Origin of the sequence: Trichocoleus sp. DQ-A3, from assembly GCF_039961975.1 — a bacterium.
In the GTDB taxonomy this organism is placed as follows: domain Bacteria; phylum Cyanobacteriota; class Cyanobacteriia; order Cyanobacteriales; family FACHB-T130; genus FACHB-T130.
Genome location: NZ_JAMPKC010000009.1, coordinates 149,484 through 162,277, shown reverse-complemented (window position 1 = coordinate 162,277; position 12,794 = coordinate 149,484). Strand labels below are relative to the sequence as shown.

Annotated in this window: 21 protein-coding genes; 18 read left to right on the top strand and 3 right to left on the bottom strand. The window is 47.0% G+C overall.

The window, feature by feature from the left end:
• Positions 1–129: 129 nt before the first annotated feature.
• The 3 genes from NDI44_RS15885 to NDI44_RS15875 all read right to left on the bottom strand — a co-directional run bounded on the left by NDI44_RS15885 (position 130) and on the right by NDI44_RS15875 (position 1,940).
• Positions 130–624 (bottom strand): hypothetical protein, encoded by a 495-nt coding sequence (locus NDI44_RS15885; RefSeq protein WP_190411902.1) that lies wholly within the window; start codon positions 622–624, stop codon positions 130–132.
• 76 nt (positions 625–700) lie between these two features.
• Positions 701–1,306 carry a VWA domain-containing protein gene (locus NDI44_RS15880; RefSeq protein ID WP_190411901.1) on the bottom strand — a complete coding sequence of 202 codons (606 nt, stop codon included), beginning with the start codon at positions 1,304–1,306 and terminating at the stop codon, positions 701–703.
• A 178-nt stretch (positions 1,307–1,484) separates the two neighbouring features.
• Positions 1,485–1,940: an NAD(P)H-quinone oxidoreductase subunit N gene (locus NDI44_RS15875; protein ID WP_190411900.1), complete on the bottom strand. Its 456-nt coding sequence runs from the start codon at positions 1,938–1,940 to the stop codon at positions 1,485–1,487.
• Between the two features lie 1,216 nt (positions 1,941–3,156).
• On the opposite strand from NDI44_RS15875, the gene rplC reads away from it, so the two are divergent.
• From rplC to rplO, 18 genes are all read left to right on the top strand, one after another.
• Positions 3,157–3,795 carry a 50S ribosomal protein L3 gene (rplC, locus tag NDI44_RS15870; protein WP_190411899.1) on the top strand — a complete coding sequence of 213 codons (639 nt, stop codon included), beginning with the start codon at positions 3,157–3,159 and terminating at the stop codon, positions 3,793–3,795.
• Positions 3,796–3,895: 100 nt separating this feature from the next.
• The gene (rplD, locus tag NDI44_RS15865) at positions 3,896–4,534 is read left to right on the top strand and encodes a 50S ribosomal protein L4 (protein WP_190411898.1); all 639 of its coding nucleotides are present in this window, start codon (positions 3,896–3,898) and stop codon (positions 4,532–4,534) included.
• Positions 4,521–4,823, top strand: a complete 303-nt coding sequence (locus NDI44_RS15860) for a 50S ribosomal protein L23 (protein ID WP_190411897.1) — start codon at positions 4,521–4,523, stop codon at positions 4,821–4,823. Before rplD ends, NDI44_RS15860 begins: the two co-directional genes overlap by 14 nt.
• A 116-nt stretch (positions 4,824–4,939) precedes the next feature.
• The gene (gene rplB / locus NDI44_RS15855) at positions 4,940–5,803 is read left to right on the top strand and encodes a 50S ribosomal protein L2 (RefSeq protein ID WP_190411896.1); all 864 of its coding nucleotides are present in this window, start codon (positions 4,940–4,942) and stop codon (positions 5,801–5,803) included.
• A 91-nt stretch (positions 5,804–5,894) separates the two neighbouring features.
• Positions 5,895–6,170 carry a 30S ribosomal protein S19 gene (gene rpsS, locus NDI44_RS15850; RefSeq protein WP_190411895.1) on the top strand — a complete coding sequence of 92 codons (276 nt, stop codon included), beginning with the start codon at positions 5,895–5,897 and terminating at the stop codon, positions 6,168–6,170.
• Positions 6,171–6,236: 66 nt separating this feature from the next.
• Positions 6,237–6,599, top strand: coding sequence for a 50S ribosomal protein L22 (rplV, locus tag NDI44_RS15845; protein ID WP_190411894.1), 363 nt, complete (start codon positions 6,237–6,239; stop codon positions 6,597–6,599).
• Positions 6,600–6,685: 86 nt separating this feature from the next.
• Complete coding sequence (rpsC, locus tag NDI44_RS15840) at positions 6,686–7,414, top strand: 30S ribosomal protein S3 (protein ID WP_190411893.1); 729 nt, start codon at positions 6,686–6,688, stop codon at positions 7,412–7,414.
• A gap of 104 nt (positions 7,415–7,518) precedes the next feature.
• The gene (rplP, locus tag NDI44_RS15835) at positions 7,519–7,941 is read left to right on the top strand and encodes a 50S ribosomal protein L16 (protein ID WP_190411892.1); all 423 of its coding nucleotides are present in this window, start codon (positions 7,519–7,521) and stop codon (positions 7,939–7,941) included.
• 3 nt (positions 7,942–7,944) lie between these two features.
• Positions 7,945–8,187: a 50S ribosomal protein L29 gene (gene rpmC, locus NDI44_RS15830; protein WP_190411891.1), complete on the top strand. Its 243-nt coding sequence runs from the start codon at positions 7,945–7,947 to the stop codon at positions 8,185–8,187.
• A gap of 6 nt (positions 8,188–8,193) precedes the next feature.
• Positions 8,194–8,442: a 30S ribosomal protein S17 gene (gene rpsQ, locus NDI44_RS15825; protein WP_190411890.1), complete on the top strand. Its 249-nt coding sequence runs from the start codon at positions 8,194–8,196 to the stop codon at positions 8,440–8,442.
• A 224-nt stretch (positions 8,443–8,666) separates the two neighbouring features.
• The gene (rplN, locus tag NDI44_RS15820; RefSeq protein WP_190411889.1) at positions 8,667–9,035 is read left to right on the top strand and encodes a 50S ribosomal protein L14; all 369 of its coding nucleotides are present in this window, start codon (positions 8,667–8,669) and stop codon (positions 9,033–9,035) included.
• On the top strand, positions 9,035–9,403 hold the full coding sequence (gene rplX, locus NDI44_RS15815; RefSeq protein ID WP_242028859.1) for a 50S ribosomal protein L24: 369 nt from the start codon (positions 9,035–9,037) through the stop codon (positions 9,401–9,403). Before rplN ends, rplX begins: the two co-directional genes overlap by 1 nt.
• An 80-nt stretch (positions 9,404–9,483) precedes the next feature.
• Positions 9,484–10,029: a 50S ribosomal protein L5 gene (gene rplE / locus NDI44_RS15810; RefSeq protein ID WP_190411887.1), complete on the top strand. Its 546-nt coding sequence runs from the start codon at positions 9,484–9,486 to the stop codon at positions 10,027–10,029.
• 24 nt (positions 10,030–10,053) lie between these two features.
• On the top strand, positions 10,054–10,455 hold the full coding sequence (gene rpsH / locus NDI44_RS15805) for a 30S ribosomal protein S8 (RefSeq protein WP_190411886.1): 402 nt from the start codon (positions 10,054–10,056) through the stop codon (positions 10,453–10,455).
• Between the two features lie 154 nt (positions 10,456–10,609).
• On the top strand, positions 10,610–11,149 hold the full coding sequence (gene rplF, locus NDI44_RS15800; RefSeq protein WP_190411885.1) for a 50S ribosomal protein L6: 540 nt from the start codon (positions 10,610–10,612) through the stop codon (positions 11,147–11,149).
• A gap of 2 nt (positions 11,150–11,151) precedes the next feature.
• On the top strand, positions 11,152–11,514 hold the full coding sequence (rplR, locus tag NDI44_RS15795; RefSeq protein WP_190411884.1) for a 50S ribosomal protein L18: 363 nt from the start codon (positions 11,152–11,154) through the stop codon (positions 11,512–11,514).
• Positions 11,515–11,646: 132 nt separating this feature from the next.
• A complete protein-coding gene (rpsE, locus tag NDI44_RS15790) occupies positions 11,647–12,171 on the top strand; it encodes a 30S ribosomal protein S5 (RefSeq protein ID WP_190411883.1) in 525 nt (174 codons plus the stop codon).
• Between the two features lie 140 nt (positions 12,172–12,311).
• Positions 12,312–12,776 (top strand): 50S ribosomal protein L15, encoded by a 465-nt coding sequence (gene rplO / locus NDI44_RS15785; protein WP_190411882.1) that lies wholly within the window; start codon positions 12,312–12,314, stop codon positions 12,774–12,776.
• The last annotated feature ends 18 nt before the right edge of the window (positions 12,777–12,794 follow it).

The window sequence follows — 12,794 nt, the reverse complement described above, 5'->3', positions numbered from 1 at the left end:
TTTGTCAAGATTTCCCAATCTAGCCTAGCCCACCTGCTGTGACTATCTAGTTGGATTAGATAAAAGAAATATAAAAATTTCTACAGCAGAGAGGGGATTAATTATCATTCTGGCGATCGCTGCTGGCTTCTACGGCTTAGTCTCCCGCAAGGCTTGCAAATAATCAATCGCCGCCTCAAGTTTAGAGGGATATGCATCGGCAAACTCTTCAAACCAAAGACCTTCTTCTGAAAGTGGCTTTAAATTTTTCAGCCATTCTCGCGCTTGGTTTTTGAATACTTCCCGTTGTTTCTGCCTTAGTTGTTCCTGTTTGAGTTGTTCTTCTCTGAGTTGTTGCTGTTTTTTTAGCTGTTCTGTACGTTCTTGTTCTTCAAACTCAGCCCTAATTTGAGCCAGAACAATGTCTTCAGATGAGCTAATCGGCTCGTTTTGCCATTTTTGCCGGGGCAATTCCGGAATTGTGTTTGCAAGCGGGAGGTTCGAAGAATGATTTTGTAAGAAGTTCGCTGGTTGCGGTTTGACTGGTTCTTCTTTCAGTTGTGGCGGTTTTTGCAGTTCTTTTGGTTTATCTTTTGTCTCATACTCAGCCTTGACTGCCGCGAGTATGTCATCGATTGATTCCATAATTTTGGACGCCTCTAGAGAGATTTTAGATTTCTCTTCACGATCAAAATCCCAAATCCCAAATTAGACTTTGAACTTAGTCAATAATGGCATTGATCAACACTTCCGTTAGGGTCATGTCCTCCATGTCATCCATCGTGACTGTGTCGCAGATATCAAACTTTGCCCCAGCACTTTGCAGTTCATCATCCAGCACTTTCAGAAATTTTGTTGCCTGCGCGTCTGTGCCAACTTGGATAAAGGAAATCGCGAGTTCTTCATCTCGATCCATACGGCGCGACGCTTCAATAATTACCTTCATTACCGCTTTCCGGTCATCCGGTTCCCCATCTGTGACGACTAAAATGGTATCTCCATTGGGCTTGGTTTGTCCTGCTGCTTTACGCTGGAAGTAGTTATTCGTCGCATCTAGAAGGACTGCCGCTAAGTCAGTGCGTCCAGACGGTTCGTTTTCGCGGAAAATTTGTGCGACTTTACTGGCGTTTACATTGTCATAGCGTTTGAATCGACCGGAAAATAGATAGATAGTAATGCCATCCGGATCAAATTCTTCACATTTACTGGCTAAAGCGAGAGTAGACTCCTGCATCATGACCCAGCGGCTTTTCCCGCCTGGCTGGTCTGTCATCGACATACTGCCGCTTTTGTCAATAATTAATGTATAGTCGCGGTTTTCTACCATAAGAGTTTGCCTTATTTGCTTACTTCTTTAAAGGTATCAAAATCCTCTAGCCGAGCTAAAACGTCTGTAGGTCATAAAGCTTGACTATTCAGACGTTCCAGCTCGTTTTAGCTCGACATGACTTAGAGCTACACCCAAGCATTGCTGCGACCCTAAGATTGGATTGACTGACGCGGGTTTAAGCAGCAGCGATCGCGTTTTTAAGCGGTGTCCAGCGGAAAGCGCGATCGCCTCCCATTTCTACAGCAATCTTTAGGCGTGGCTCTATACTTGGCAAGGTGGTTAAATATTCCACTTCCTCACGGGACAATACGTGTCCTTCAATTATCCACAGCACCAGTCCCTTCGATTTGGGAGGTAGTTGTTCCAACTGATAGGTCACGATAGGTGGCACGTAGTAAACACGAATGTCTTTCTTGCCCAAATGCGCGGGACGAACGCCGTGTACGCCAGTTAAATACGTTGCTACGTCGCCGAGTCCCCGTGCTGATAGGCTTAAAGTGGTATAGCCAGCTGCACGCAACCGCCGCTGGTAACGCCCTTCAAACCCTCCTTCTAAGGGTACATACGTTCCTAAAGCACCTGACTTTTCCAAGTCTTTGACGAATTGATTGCCGATGGTGATCAGTGCCATATTTTTATGTTCTACCCAGCTTTAAGTTTTGTTAATTGCTGCTGGCAATTTATTATAGTTGGGCGTTGAGGAACCTATCAACTTTAAGCAAAAAGCAATGTGCAACAAAAGCTTTGAAAATTTTAGTAAGGTTGCACTTTTTCCAGACAGTGTTGAGTTTTGAGCCTCGTTTGAACATAGGCTTACAGACAATCGAGGTTAAACTGTTTGGGCGATCGCGCTTTTTGTGGAGATGCGATCGCTACGTAGAGCTGTAAAGATTTGACTTATTTTGACTCAACATCTACTGAAAATAAGTGAATAGGCTTCTCGTGAAGATGGAATCGCAATCGACCTAATCCCAAAAATCATGTAATGGTAATCCCTTATTGCGCTTTAATACCGCAGGTCGGAAAAAAAAGCTCAAACAGGTAACGTTAAACGGCTGAATCTATGCTTGAAAGCCAGCTTGCTTCTATCTGCAATCTCTTGTAGTCCATTTAACTGTAGGGAAGATGTTGCTGGAGTTGTAATACTGTGTTTACAAAGACTGTGCAAACACATTGTGAAATGCTATAAACGACCTAAGTGCGGGTCGTTGGTATGCGATCGCCTTCTTCCTTATCTATCCGTAAGCCGTTAACTGGACAGTTGTCTTCTGGATCTGGAGTTGCACGACACGCGAAGCAGACGATCCAGCAGACCGCTAAATTTTTTTGGCACAATTGCTAGACAAGTTGTAACAAATCGTTTATAGTTAACGATTGTGATCAAAATTCGAGCAGCTATTGCCGCTGAAGTTGAAATCGAGTCCAGGGACAGCACGCCTTCCGAGTGAAAAACTATTGAGTCTTTCTCATAAGAGGTTAGTGCCCCTAGCGAGCGTAAAGCAACAGAGACATCGATTTCAGGATTAGCGACGATCTAGAAGGTTTCTTGAGAAGAACCCTTTTCAGCCGGAAAAAGCCCTTTCGCTTTCTCGGATACTGGATGGCTTGCCACCTAAGTCCCCGCGAATATAGGCAAAGCGCTTCTAGCGCTTACCCGACCGTCGAATAGCTTCATCCCAGCTAAAGAAAAAGCCTAAATTAGGCTGACTTGAAAGCTTGCCTCTCTCAATCCGAGGATGCGCCCCAGCTGGCTGGTTTGATAACAACGTTTGTTGGAGCAAGCGGATTTACGAAATACTCGTAATCCCGCCTCTTTGTACTGTGTAAAAAGGAGAGACCAGAAAGCCGTGTCTGTTGGTATCCTCGGCACCAAACTCGGCATGACCCAAATATTTGACGAAACAGGAAAAGCAATTCCTGTGACGGTCATTCAAGCAGGGCCATGCACCGTTACGCAAATTAAAACCAAAGCAACAGATGGCTATACTGCCGTCCAGCTTGGTTATAAAGAAGTCAAACCCAAGAGTTTGAACAAGCCTGAATTGGGCCACTTGGCAAAATCAAGCGCTCCTCCCTTGAAAAAACTGCGAGAGTATCGCTTTGAGAATGTGGGAGAGTTTGAGCTAGGGCAAGAACTCAAACCAGATATTTTTACTGCGGGTCAAATTGTGGATGTAATCGGCACAAGCATCGGAAAAGGCTTCGCCGGTTATCAAAAACGCCATAACTTTAAGCGAGGACCCATGTCCCACGGTTCCAAAAACCACCGTCTACCTGGTTCGATCGGTCCTGGAACCACACCAGGGCGTGTTTATCCTGGTAAGCGGATGGCAGGTCGTCTAGGTGGCACGCGCGTTACCGTTCGCAAATTGACAGTAGTGCGGGTAGACGCAGAACGCAATTTACTACTGATCAAAGGAGCGGTTCCTGGTAAGCCAGGGGCGCTGGTTAATATTGTTCCTGCCAAGAAAGTAGGTCGAAAGTAGTCATTTTCTAAGGTCAGGCTGGCTAATCGCTAAGAGCTTTTGATACTTAGCAATCTTCAATTAGCAATTAGCAATTAGCAACGAACAAAGGACAACGGATATGGTTAACTGTGTAGTACGAAACTGGAACGGGGAAGAGGTCGGACAGGCAACTCTAGAATTAAAAGTTGCTAAAGAAGAGAATGCGGCTCATATCGTCCACCGAGCCTTAGTAAGGCAACAGGCGAATGCTCGTCAAGGCACAGCCAGCACCAAAACCCGCGCGGAAGTTAGGGGGGGAGGTCGTAAGCCTTGGCGTCAAAAAGGGACGGGTCGCGCTCGTGCTGGGTCGATTCGTTCACCACTGTGGCGAGGCGGCGGTGTCATCTTTGGTCCCAAGCCAAGAGACTATGATACAAAGATGAACCGGAAGGAACGGCGTTTAGCACTGAGAACCGCCTTCTTTAGCCGAGCTGAAGACATGATTGTGGTGGAGGAATTTGCTGACAAGTTGCCTCGGCCTAAGACTAAAGAATTGGTAGAAGCGATCGCACGTTGGGGCGTCCAACCAGATTCTAAAGTCCTGCTGATCCTAGCTGAACGGGAAGAAAACGTTTATTTGTCAGCCCGGAACGTTGCCAAAATGAAGATCATCCCTGCCACCCAATTGAATATCTTTGACCTGTTGGCAGCTGACAAAATCGTGACAACGCCATCCGCCCTTGCCAAAATTCAGGAGGTTTACAGTGAGTCAGTATAACCCCCGCGAACTTGCGGATCTGGTGTATCGACCGATCGTAACTGAAAAGGCAACTCTGCTGATGGAGCAGAACAAGTATGTCTTTGAAGTTGTTCCCAAAGCGACTAAGCCAGAAATTAAAGCAGCAATTGAAGACCTGTTTAAAGTAAAGGTTGTGAGTGTGAATACCCTTCGCCTACCGCGCAAAAAGCGCCGCGTCGGCAAATTTGCAGGGTTTAAGCCTCAGTACAAGCGAGCAATTGTAACTCTGGCAAGCGGAGAAACCATCACCCTCTTCCCAGAAGTTTAATAAGTTGGAAAGTTGAAAAGTTGAAATTTTAAATTTTAACTAATTTCAACCACCTCAACGGAAAGCCGCCCTACAAGCGTCTTCAAACTTCAACCTTCAAACCTCTTTTTTAAGTTATGGGCATCCGTTCTTATCGGCCTTATACTCCCAGTACTCGTCAAGTTACCATTTCGGACTTTGCCGAAGTTACGCGGAGTGAGCCGGAAAAGTCACTAACCTACACAAAGCATCGCCCCAAAGGTCGAAACAATCGTGGGGTGATTACTAGCCGCCGTCGGGGTGGTGGTCATAAACAACTCTACCGGGAAATCGATTTTCGCCGCGATAAGCGTAATATCCCGGCAAAAGTGGCAACCATTGAGTACGATCCAAATCGCAATGCCCGGATTGCCCTGGTTTATTACCAGGATGGCGAAAAGCGGTATATTCTTCACCCAGTCGGCTTAACCGTCGGTACAGTTATCACTGCTGGCCCAGACGCCCCAATTGAAATTGGCAACGCATTACCTTTAAGCAAAATTCCGTTAGGAACTGCCGTTCACAACGTAGAACTGACTGCTGGACGGGGCGGGCAAATTGTTCGCGCTGCTGGTGCCACTGCACAAGTAGTCGCTAAAGAAGGCGACTATGTCACTATCAAGCTACCCTCCGGTGAAGTCCGCATGATCCGCCGCGAGTGCTACGCTACCATCGGACAAGTCGGCAATGTTGAGCATCGCAACTTGAGTGCTGGTAAAGCTGGTCGTAATCGCTGGAAGGGACGCCGTCCGAAGGTAAGAGGCAGTGTCATGAACCCAGTCGATCACCCACATGGCGGTGGTGAGGGACGGGCACCAATTGGTAGAAGTGGACCAGTCACACCTTGGGGTAAGCCAACTTTAGGTGCTAAGACCCGTAAGCGGAACAAGCCAAGCAATAAATTAATTGTCCGGCGTCGTCGCAAATCTTCTAAGCGAGGTCGGGGCGGTCGGGAGTCCTAGGATTTTAGATTTTGGATTTTAGATTAGCAATACGTCCAAAATCCAAAATCCAAGATCCAAAAATCCAGAAGTAATTGGGGTTATTTGAACTATGGGTCGTTCTCTTAAAAAAGGTCCTTTTGTTGCGGACCATTTGTTGAAAAAGATTGAAAATTTGAATGCTAGGGGCGATAAGCAGGTTATTAAAACTTGGTCTCGTGCTTCAACTGTATTGCCGCAAATGGTAGGTCACACCATCGCGGTTCATAACGGGCGGACTCACGTGCCAGTTTACGTCACTGAGCAAATGGTAGGGCATAAGTTGGGAGAATTCGCTCCAACTCGCACCTTCCGGGGACACTCGAAAGATTCCAAGGCAAAGAGGTAATTTTGAAGTTTGGGTTTTGAGATTATTCAGAATTCCAAATTCAAAATTATTAAAAGGGAGAAATCTATGGCAGTTGATACTACAGAAGAAGTGAAAGCGATCGCGCGATACATCCGGATGTCTCCCCACAAGGTGCGCCGGGTTCTCGACCAAATTCGGGGACGCTCCTATCGGGAAGCACTGATCGTTCTGGAATTTATGCCCTATCGGGCTTGCGATCCCGTCCGCAAGGTACTGCGCTCAGCAGCCGCCAATGCCGAACATAACGCCGGTTTAGATCCCGCGAGATTAGTGGTTTCTAAGGCTTATGCTGACCAAGGCTCAACCTTGAAGCGCTTCCGACCCCGCGCTCAAGGTCGTGCATATCAAATTCGTAAACCAACGTGTCATATCACTGTAGCTGTTGCACAAGCAGCGGCAGATGAATAACACTACTTTGGCTAAGCGCTAGTTGTCAGAAACAAGCTTTTGAACAATTAGCAATTAGCAATTAGCTGATTTAAGAGGACGCATTCGTGGGACAGAAAATTCATCCAATTGGTTTTCGGCTGGGGATTACCCAAGAACATCGCTCCCGTTGGTTTGCGGATGCTAAGCGCTACCCAGAACTCCTGCAAGAAGACCACACTATTCGGCAGGTCGTAGAGAAAAAACTCAGTAACGCTGGTATCTCCCAAGTACGGATTGAGCGCAAAGCCGATCAAATTGACTTAGAAATCCACACAGCTCGACCGGGTGTTGTGGTAGGTCGCGGTGGTACTGGCATTGAAGTATTACGCGGCGATCTTCAAGAAGCTTTAGGCGGTGGCAATCGTCAAATTCGGATCAACGTGATCGAAGTAGCACGGGTAGATGCCGACGCCGGACTGATTGCTGAGTATATTGCTCAACAGTTAGAGCGACGAGTTTCCTTCCGGCGCGTCGTGCGTCAAGCGATTCAACGTGCCCAACGAGCTGAAGTCCAGGGAATTAAAGTCCAAGTCAGCGGACGGTTAAACGGGGCGGAAATTGCCCGAACCGAGTGGACAAGGGAAGGCAGAGTTCCTCTGCATACTCTTCGAGCCAACATTGACTACGCTTACCGCACTGCCAAAACTATTTACGGCATTCTTGGCGTTAAAGTTTGGATCTTCAAAGGTGAAGTGATTCCTGGTCAGGAAGAAATTCCGGCTCCTAACAACGCTCAGCCTAGACGTCGTCAACAGCGTCGTCGCCAGCAATTTGAAGACCGCTCTAATGAATAGGTTGATAGGTAATCGGTAATCGGTAATGGGTAATCAAAAAGAAAACGCCCAATTACCAGTTACCAATTACTAATTACCAATTATCAATTACCCCTTACCAAGTCATGTTAAGTCCCAGAAGAACAAAATTTCGCAAACAGCAGCGCGGGCGGATGAACGGTTTGGCAACTCGCGGCAGTAGCCTAAACTTCGGTGACTTTGGCCTCCAATCCACAGAACCTTCTTGGATTACCTCCCGTCAAATTGAAGCCAGCCGCCGAGCCATGACCCGCTACATCCGTCGGGGTGGAAAAATCTGGATTCGGATCTTCCCCGATAAACCAGTTACAATGCGCCCTGCTGAAACTCGTATGGGTTCTGGTAAAGGTTCGCCGGAATTTTGGGTAGCTGTCGTGAAGCCAGGCCGGATCTTGTTTGAGATTGCTGGGGTTCCTGAAGAAACCGCCAGGGAGGCGATGCGTCTAGCTTCCCACAAGTTGCCAATTAAGACGAAGTTCATCACTCGTGAAGAAGAAGGGACTGTGTGAGTTATGGCTCTGCCCAAGATAGAAGAAGCCAGAAATTTAGGCGATCGAGAACTGGCTGAAGAAATTTTAGCTGTCAAGCGTCAGCTGTTTGATTTACGGCTGCAACAGGCAACCCGACGCTTGGAAAAGTTACACCAGTTCAAGCATACGAAGCATCGTTTAGGTCAGCTCCTAACTGTAGAAGGGGAGCGGCAACGGGCTGCAAAGGCTCAAAAGCCACAACCAGATGCAACATCCGAGGAGTAGACCCCAATGGCAGTTAAAGAACGAGTTGGCTTGGTCGTCAGCGACAAGATGCAAAAGACCGTAGTGGTTGCTGTCGAGAACCGCTCACCGCACCCCAAGTACGGAAAAATTGTAGTGCGTACAAAGCGTTACAAAGCTCACGACGAAGAAAATCAGTGCAAGGTAGGTGATCGCGTCCGGATTTCCGAAACACGTCCTCTAAGCCGCACCAAACGATGGGCAGTCGCTGAAATTCTCAACCGTGAGGTTCAATAAGTAAAGTTATGAGTTTTGAGTTTGTAAAGGCGGGTTCATCGAAAATTTCGATTTGACACCGATATTTAATGAGGTAAACCCGTCAGTAACAAGTTTTAAGCGGAAATCTAACGAAAGAATGTTGGGAATAAAAATCAAACTTCTTACGTTCTTTCTTTTGCTAAAACTTAAAACTTACAGCTCAAAACTATTATTCAAAACTTACGCATCCGAAGCTAAGAACTATGATTCAGCCCCAATCTTACCTTAATGTCGCAGACAACAGCGGCGCTCGTAAATTGATGTGCATCCGCGTCTTAGGTGCCAGTGGCCGACGCTATGCCGGTGTTGGCGACGTAATCATTGCGGTCGTCAAAGATGCCATTCCCAATATGGCGGTTAAAAAGTCGGATGTTGTGCGAGCCGTGATTGTCCGTACCCGAAAAAATATGCGCCGGGACAGCGGTATGAGTATTCGCTTCGATGATAACGCCGCCGTCATCATCAACGCAGATGGCAACCCTAGAGGGACGCGCGTTTTTGGGCCAGTTGCACGCGAGCTGCGCGACAAAAACTTCACCAAAATTGTTTCTCTAGCTCCGGAGGTGCTCTAATGGCCGCAAAAAAACAGTCTAAAAGAAACGGGACGAAGCTTCCCCAGCGCTATAAAATGCATGTCAAAAAAGGCGATACAGTACAAGTGATTGCCGGTCGTGATAAAGGCAAGGTTGGTGAAATTTTGCGGACGCTTCCCCAAGAAAGTCGAGTAATTGTCAAAGGCATCAACATTAAAACCAAGCACGTTAAACCTCAGCAAGAAGGTGAATCCGGTCAAATCGTGACAGTAGAGGCACCAATCCATAGCTCTAACGTGATGCTTTACTCGGCTCAACAAAAGATTGCCAGCCGCATTTGCTACACCTTGAATGAAGAAGGACGCAAAGTGCGGATGCTCAAAAAAACGGGTGAAATTATTGACTAAATAGTTGTTAGTTACAGCATATTGCTAATTACTAACTGCTATTTCCCCTGACCAAGCCCAGGGATATTAAGGAAAAAACAATGACACAAAAACTGAAAACGCTGTACCAAGATACGATCGTTCCTAAACTGATGACTCAGTTTAATTACACGAATACCCATCAGGTACCCAAAGTCATAAAGGTTACGGTTAATCGAGGTCTAGGTGAGGCTTCTACCAACGCTAAAGCGTTGGAATCTTCCCTTGCTGAAATTGCCAAAATTACGGGTCAAAAACCAGTAGTGACGCGGGCGAAAAAGGCGATCGCTGGATTTAAACTTCGCCAAGGGATGCCAGTCGGCGTGATGGTGACTCTGCGGGCGGATCGGATGTATGCCTTTCTCGACCGATTAATTAACCTGTCCTTGCCACGGATTCGGGACTTTCGCGGCATTAGTCCCAAGAGCTTTGATGGTCGGGGAAATTACAGCCTAGGCATTAGAGAACAGCTGATATTTCCAGAAATCGAATACGACAGCATCGACCAAATTCGGGGCATGGACATTTCCATTATTACTACAGCAAATACCGACGAAGAAGGCCGCGCCTTGCTAAAAGAAATGGGAATGCCTTTCCGGGATCAATGAGGCAGTCAAAATAAGGAGGGAATAATGGCGGCAAACGACACAATTTCAGATATGCTGACTCGCATTCGGAATGCGAATCTGGCGCGGCACCAAACAACAGAAATACCAGCGACAAAGATGACTCGCAGTATTGCCAAAGTCCTCAGAGAGGAAGGCTTTATTGCTGAATTTGAAGAAGTTGGCGAAGGGATTAAGCAACACTTGCTAATTTCTCTAAAGTACAAAGGCAAAAACCGTCAACCGATTATTAATACCTTGAAGCGGGTCAGCAAACCTGGTCTGCGGGTCTACTCTAACCGCAAAGAACTACCCCGCGTGCTGGGTGGTATCGGAATTGCGATCATTTCTACCTCCAGCGGCATTATGACTGACCGGGAAGCACGGCGTCAGGGTGTAGGTGGAGAAGTGCTTTGCTACATCTGGTAGATAAGCTAATAGCTATTAGTTATTAGCTATTAGCTCGATTGGCTGGTAGGTTTCAAAAACCTAGAAAAGCACAGACTTTCGGACTCACCGATAGACCAAAAGCTAACAGCTAACAGCTAACGGCTAACGGCTAATTGATTAGGAGGATTAAGTCATGTCTCGTATTGGCAAACGCCCTATTAATATTCCTGCTAAGGTACAAGTCTCGATCGAAGGGCAACATGTTGCAGTGAAAGGGCCTAAAGGAGAACTATCCAGGGTTCTACCATCTGAGGTGAGTATAGAGCAGGAGGGAGAAACGATCTTGGTCAAGCGGCGGGATGAATCTCGCGCAGCTCGTCAACGCCACGGTCTTTCTCGTACTCTGATTGCCAACATGGTCGATGGAGTTTCCCAAGGATTTCAGCGTCGTCTAGAAATCCAGGGAGTCGGTTATCGTGCGGCAGTTCAAGGTCGCAATCTGATTCTGAGCGTGGGTTACAGTCATCCAGTTCAGATTGAACCTCCCGACGGTGTTCAAATGGCCGTAGAAAACAACACAAATGTGGTTGTAAGCGGCATTGATAAAGAAATCGTAGGAAATATCGCTGCTCGAATCCGTGCTGTCCGTCCACCGGAAGTTTACAAGGGTAAAGGCATCCGCTATGCAGGTGAAGTCGTAAGACGTAAAGCTGGAAAGGCAGGTAAGAAGTAAAGATGAAGCTAACTCGTAAAGAACTAATTCAACGTCGGCATCACCGGGTGCGGCGTAAGGTAAATGGCAGTAGTGAGCGTCCTCGGTTAGCTGTCTTTCGATCCAATCAGCACATTTATGTCCAGGTAATTGACGACACTCAACAACGTACTCTTGCCTGTGCCTCAACTTTGGAACCGGATCTAAAATCACAGTTAACAACAGGAGCTTCCTGTGCTGCCTCTGTTGAGGTAGGCAAGTTAATTGCTCAGCGAGCGATCGCTCAAGGCATTTCAAGGGTTGTCTTTGACCGAGGCGGCAACCTTTATCACGGTCGAATCAAAGCCCTGGCAGACGCTGCTCGCGAAGCTGGGTTAGATTTCTAAAGACAAGCATGCAAAAGGCAAAAGTAAAAAGAAAGAAGTTTTTATCTCTATATTTCTACCTTTGATTTCTCTTTCTTTTGCCTTTTTACATTTTTAGTTTTTACTTTCACTCTCAAGGTTCAGGATAAAACTATGGCAAAAGAGCGTCGGAAAAGTTCTGCGCGTCGGGAAAAAGAAATCACCTTTCAAGAACGGGTGATCCAGATCCGTCGTGTTAGTAAGGTCGTCAAAGGCGGTAAAAAACTCAGCTTCCGCGCGATCGTTGTCATTGGCAATGAGCGCGGTCAAGTTGGCGTCGGCGTTGGCAAAGCAAGTGATGTAATTGGAGCTGTTCGTAAAGGCGTTGCCGATGGCAAAAAACACTTAATTGACATCCCCTTGACCAAGGCAAATTCTATCCCCCATCCTATTAACGGAGCCGGAGGTGGTGCCCAAGTGATGATGCGACCCGCAGCCCCAGGAACGGGTGTTATTGCCGGTGGTGCTGTACGTACTGTACTGGAGTTAGCAGGTGTGCGTAACATCTTGGCAAAACAGCTGGGTTCTAATAACCCTTTGAACAATGCTAGAGCTGCCGTGAATGCTCTTTCCACCTTGCGTACATTTTCTGAAGTGGCTGAAGAACGCGGGATTCCTATCGAAAATCTCTACGCCTAAATTTAGCCATCAGCGATTAGCTATTAGTGATTCTCAGTTTAAAGGCAACTTTAATATCTTGGACAAACAACAAAAGACTAACAGCTAATAGCTAAAAGCTTCCCAAAAAAATTAAGTCGTCAATTCTCTAGGTCAAGCGAATGAGATTAGAAGATGCAGTTCCTAAAAAAGGCTCAAAGAAGCGCCGCCGACGCATTGGACGAGGCATAGCGGCTGGTCAAGGTGCCAGCGGTGGCTTTGGGATGCGCGGTCAAAAATCGAGATCGGGGCGGGGCACACGACCCGGATTTGAAGGCGGACAAATGCCACTGTACCGTCGCCTGCCTAAGTTAAAGAACTTTCCGGTCATTAATCGTAAGCAATACACTACGATCAACGTAAGTAAGCTGGCATCACTCCCTGCTAACACGGAAGTGACTCTAGACTCATTGATAGAGTCTGGTATTCTCACCACAAGTCATGGTTCTCTGAAAATACTTGGTGACGGTGAACTGAATGTGGCTCTGAACGTAAAAGCAGCAGCTTTCACTAGCTCAGCTCGCAGCAAGATTGAAGCTGCTGGTGGCAGTTGCGAAGTTGTTGCTGCCCGTGTCCGTAAGGGTTAAGCACATTGCATGCCAGCG

Excerpts from the sequence above, each read along its gene's own strand:
- rpsS (WP_190411895.1), top strand. The coding sequence starts at position 5,895 with ATGGGTCGTTCTCTTAAAAAAGGTCCTTTTGTTGCGGACCATTTGTTG.
- NDI44_RS15875 (WP_190411900.1), bottom strand. The coding sequence starts at position 1,940 with ATGGCACTGATCACCATCGGCAATCAATTCGTCAAAGACTTGGAAAAG.
- rplF (WP_190411885.1), top strand. The coding sequence starts at position 10,610 with ATGTCTCGTATTGGCAAACGCCCTATTAATATTCCTGCTAAGGTACAA.
- rplP (WP_190411892.1), top strand. The coding sequence starts at position 7,519 with ATGTTAAGTCCCAGAAGAACAAAATTTCGCAAACAGCAGCGCGGGCGG.
- NDI44_RS15880 (WP_190411901.1), bottom strand. The coding sequence starts at position 1,306 with ATGGTAGAAAACCGCGACTATACATTAATTATTGACAAAAGCGGCAGT.
- rplB (WP_190411896.1), top strand. The coding sequence starts at position 4,940 with ATGGGCATCCGTTCTTATCGGCCTTATACTCCCAGTACTCGTCAAGTT.
- rpsH (WP_190411886.1), top strand. The coding sequence starts at position 10,054 with ATGGCGGCAAACGACACAATTTCAGATATGCTGACTCGCATTCGGAAT.
- NDI44_RS15885 (WP_190411902.1), bottom strand. The coding sequence starts at position 624 with ATGGAATCAATCGATGACATACTCGCGGCAGTCAAGGCTGAGTATGAG.
- rpmC (WP_190411891.1), top strand. The coding sequence starts at position 7,945 with ATGGCTCTGCCCAAGATAGAAGAAGCCAGAAATTTAGGCGATCGAGAA.
- rplO (WP_190411882.1), top strand. The coding sequence starts at position 12,312 with ATGAGATTAGAAGATGCAGTTCCTAAAAAAGGCTCAAAGAAGCGCCGC.
- rpsE (WP_190411883.1), top strand. The coding sequence starts at position 11,647 with ATGGCAAAAGAGCGTCGGAAAAGTTCTGCGCGTCGGGAAAAAGAAATC.
- rplR (WP_190411884.1), top strand. The coding sequence starts at position 11,152 with ATGAAGCTAACTCGTAAAGAACTAATTCAACGTCGGCATCACCGGGTG.
- rplV (WP_190411894.1), top strand. The coding sequence starts at position 6,237 with ATGGCAGTTGATACTACAGAAGAAGTGAAAGCGATCGCGCGATACATC.
- rpsQ (WP_190411890.1), top strand. The coding sequence starts at position 8,194 with ATGGCAGTTAAAGAACGAGTTGGCTTGGTCGTCAGCGACAAGATGCAA.
- rplX (WP_242028859.1), top strand. The coding sequence starts at position 9,035 with ATGGCCGCAAAAAAACAGTCTAAAAGAAACGGGACGAAGCTTCCCCAG.
- rplN (WP_190411889.1), top strand. The coding sequence starts at position 8,667 with ATGATTCAGCCCCAATCTTACCTTAATGTCGCAGACAACAGCGGCGCT.
- rplE (WP_190411887.1), top strand. The coding sequence starts at position 9,484 with ATGACACAAAAACTGAAAACGCTGTACCAAGATACGATCGTTCCTAAA.
- rplD (WP_190411898.1), top strand. The coding sequence starts at position 3,896 with ATGGTTAACTGTGTAGTACGAAACTGGAACGGGGAAGAGGTCGGACAG.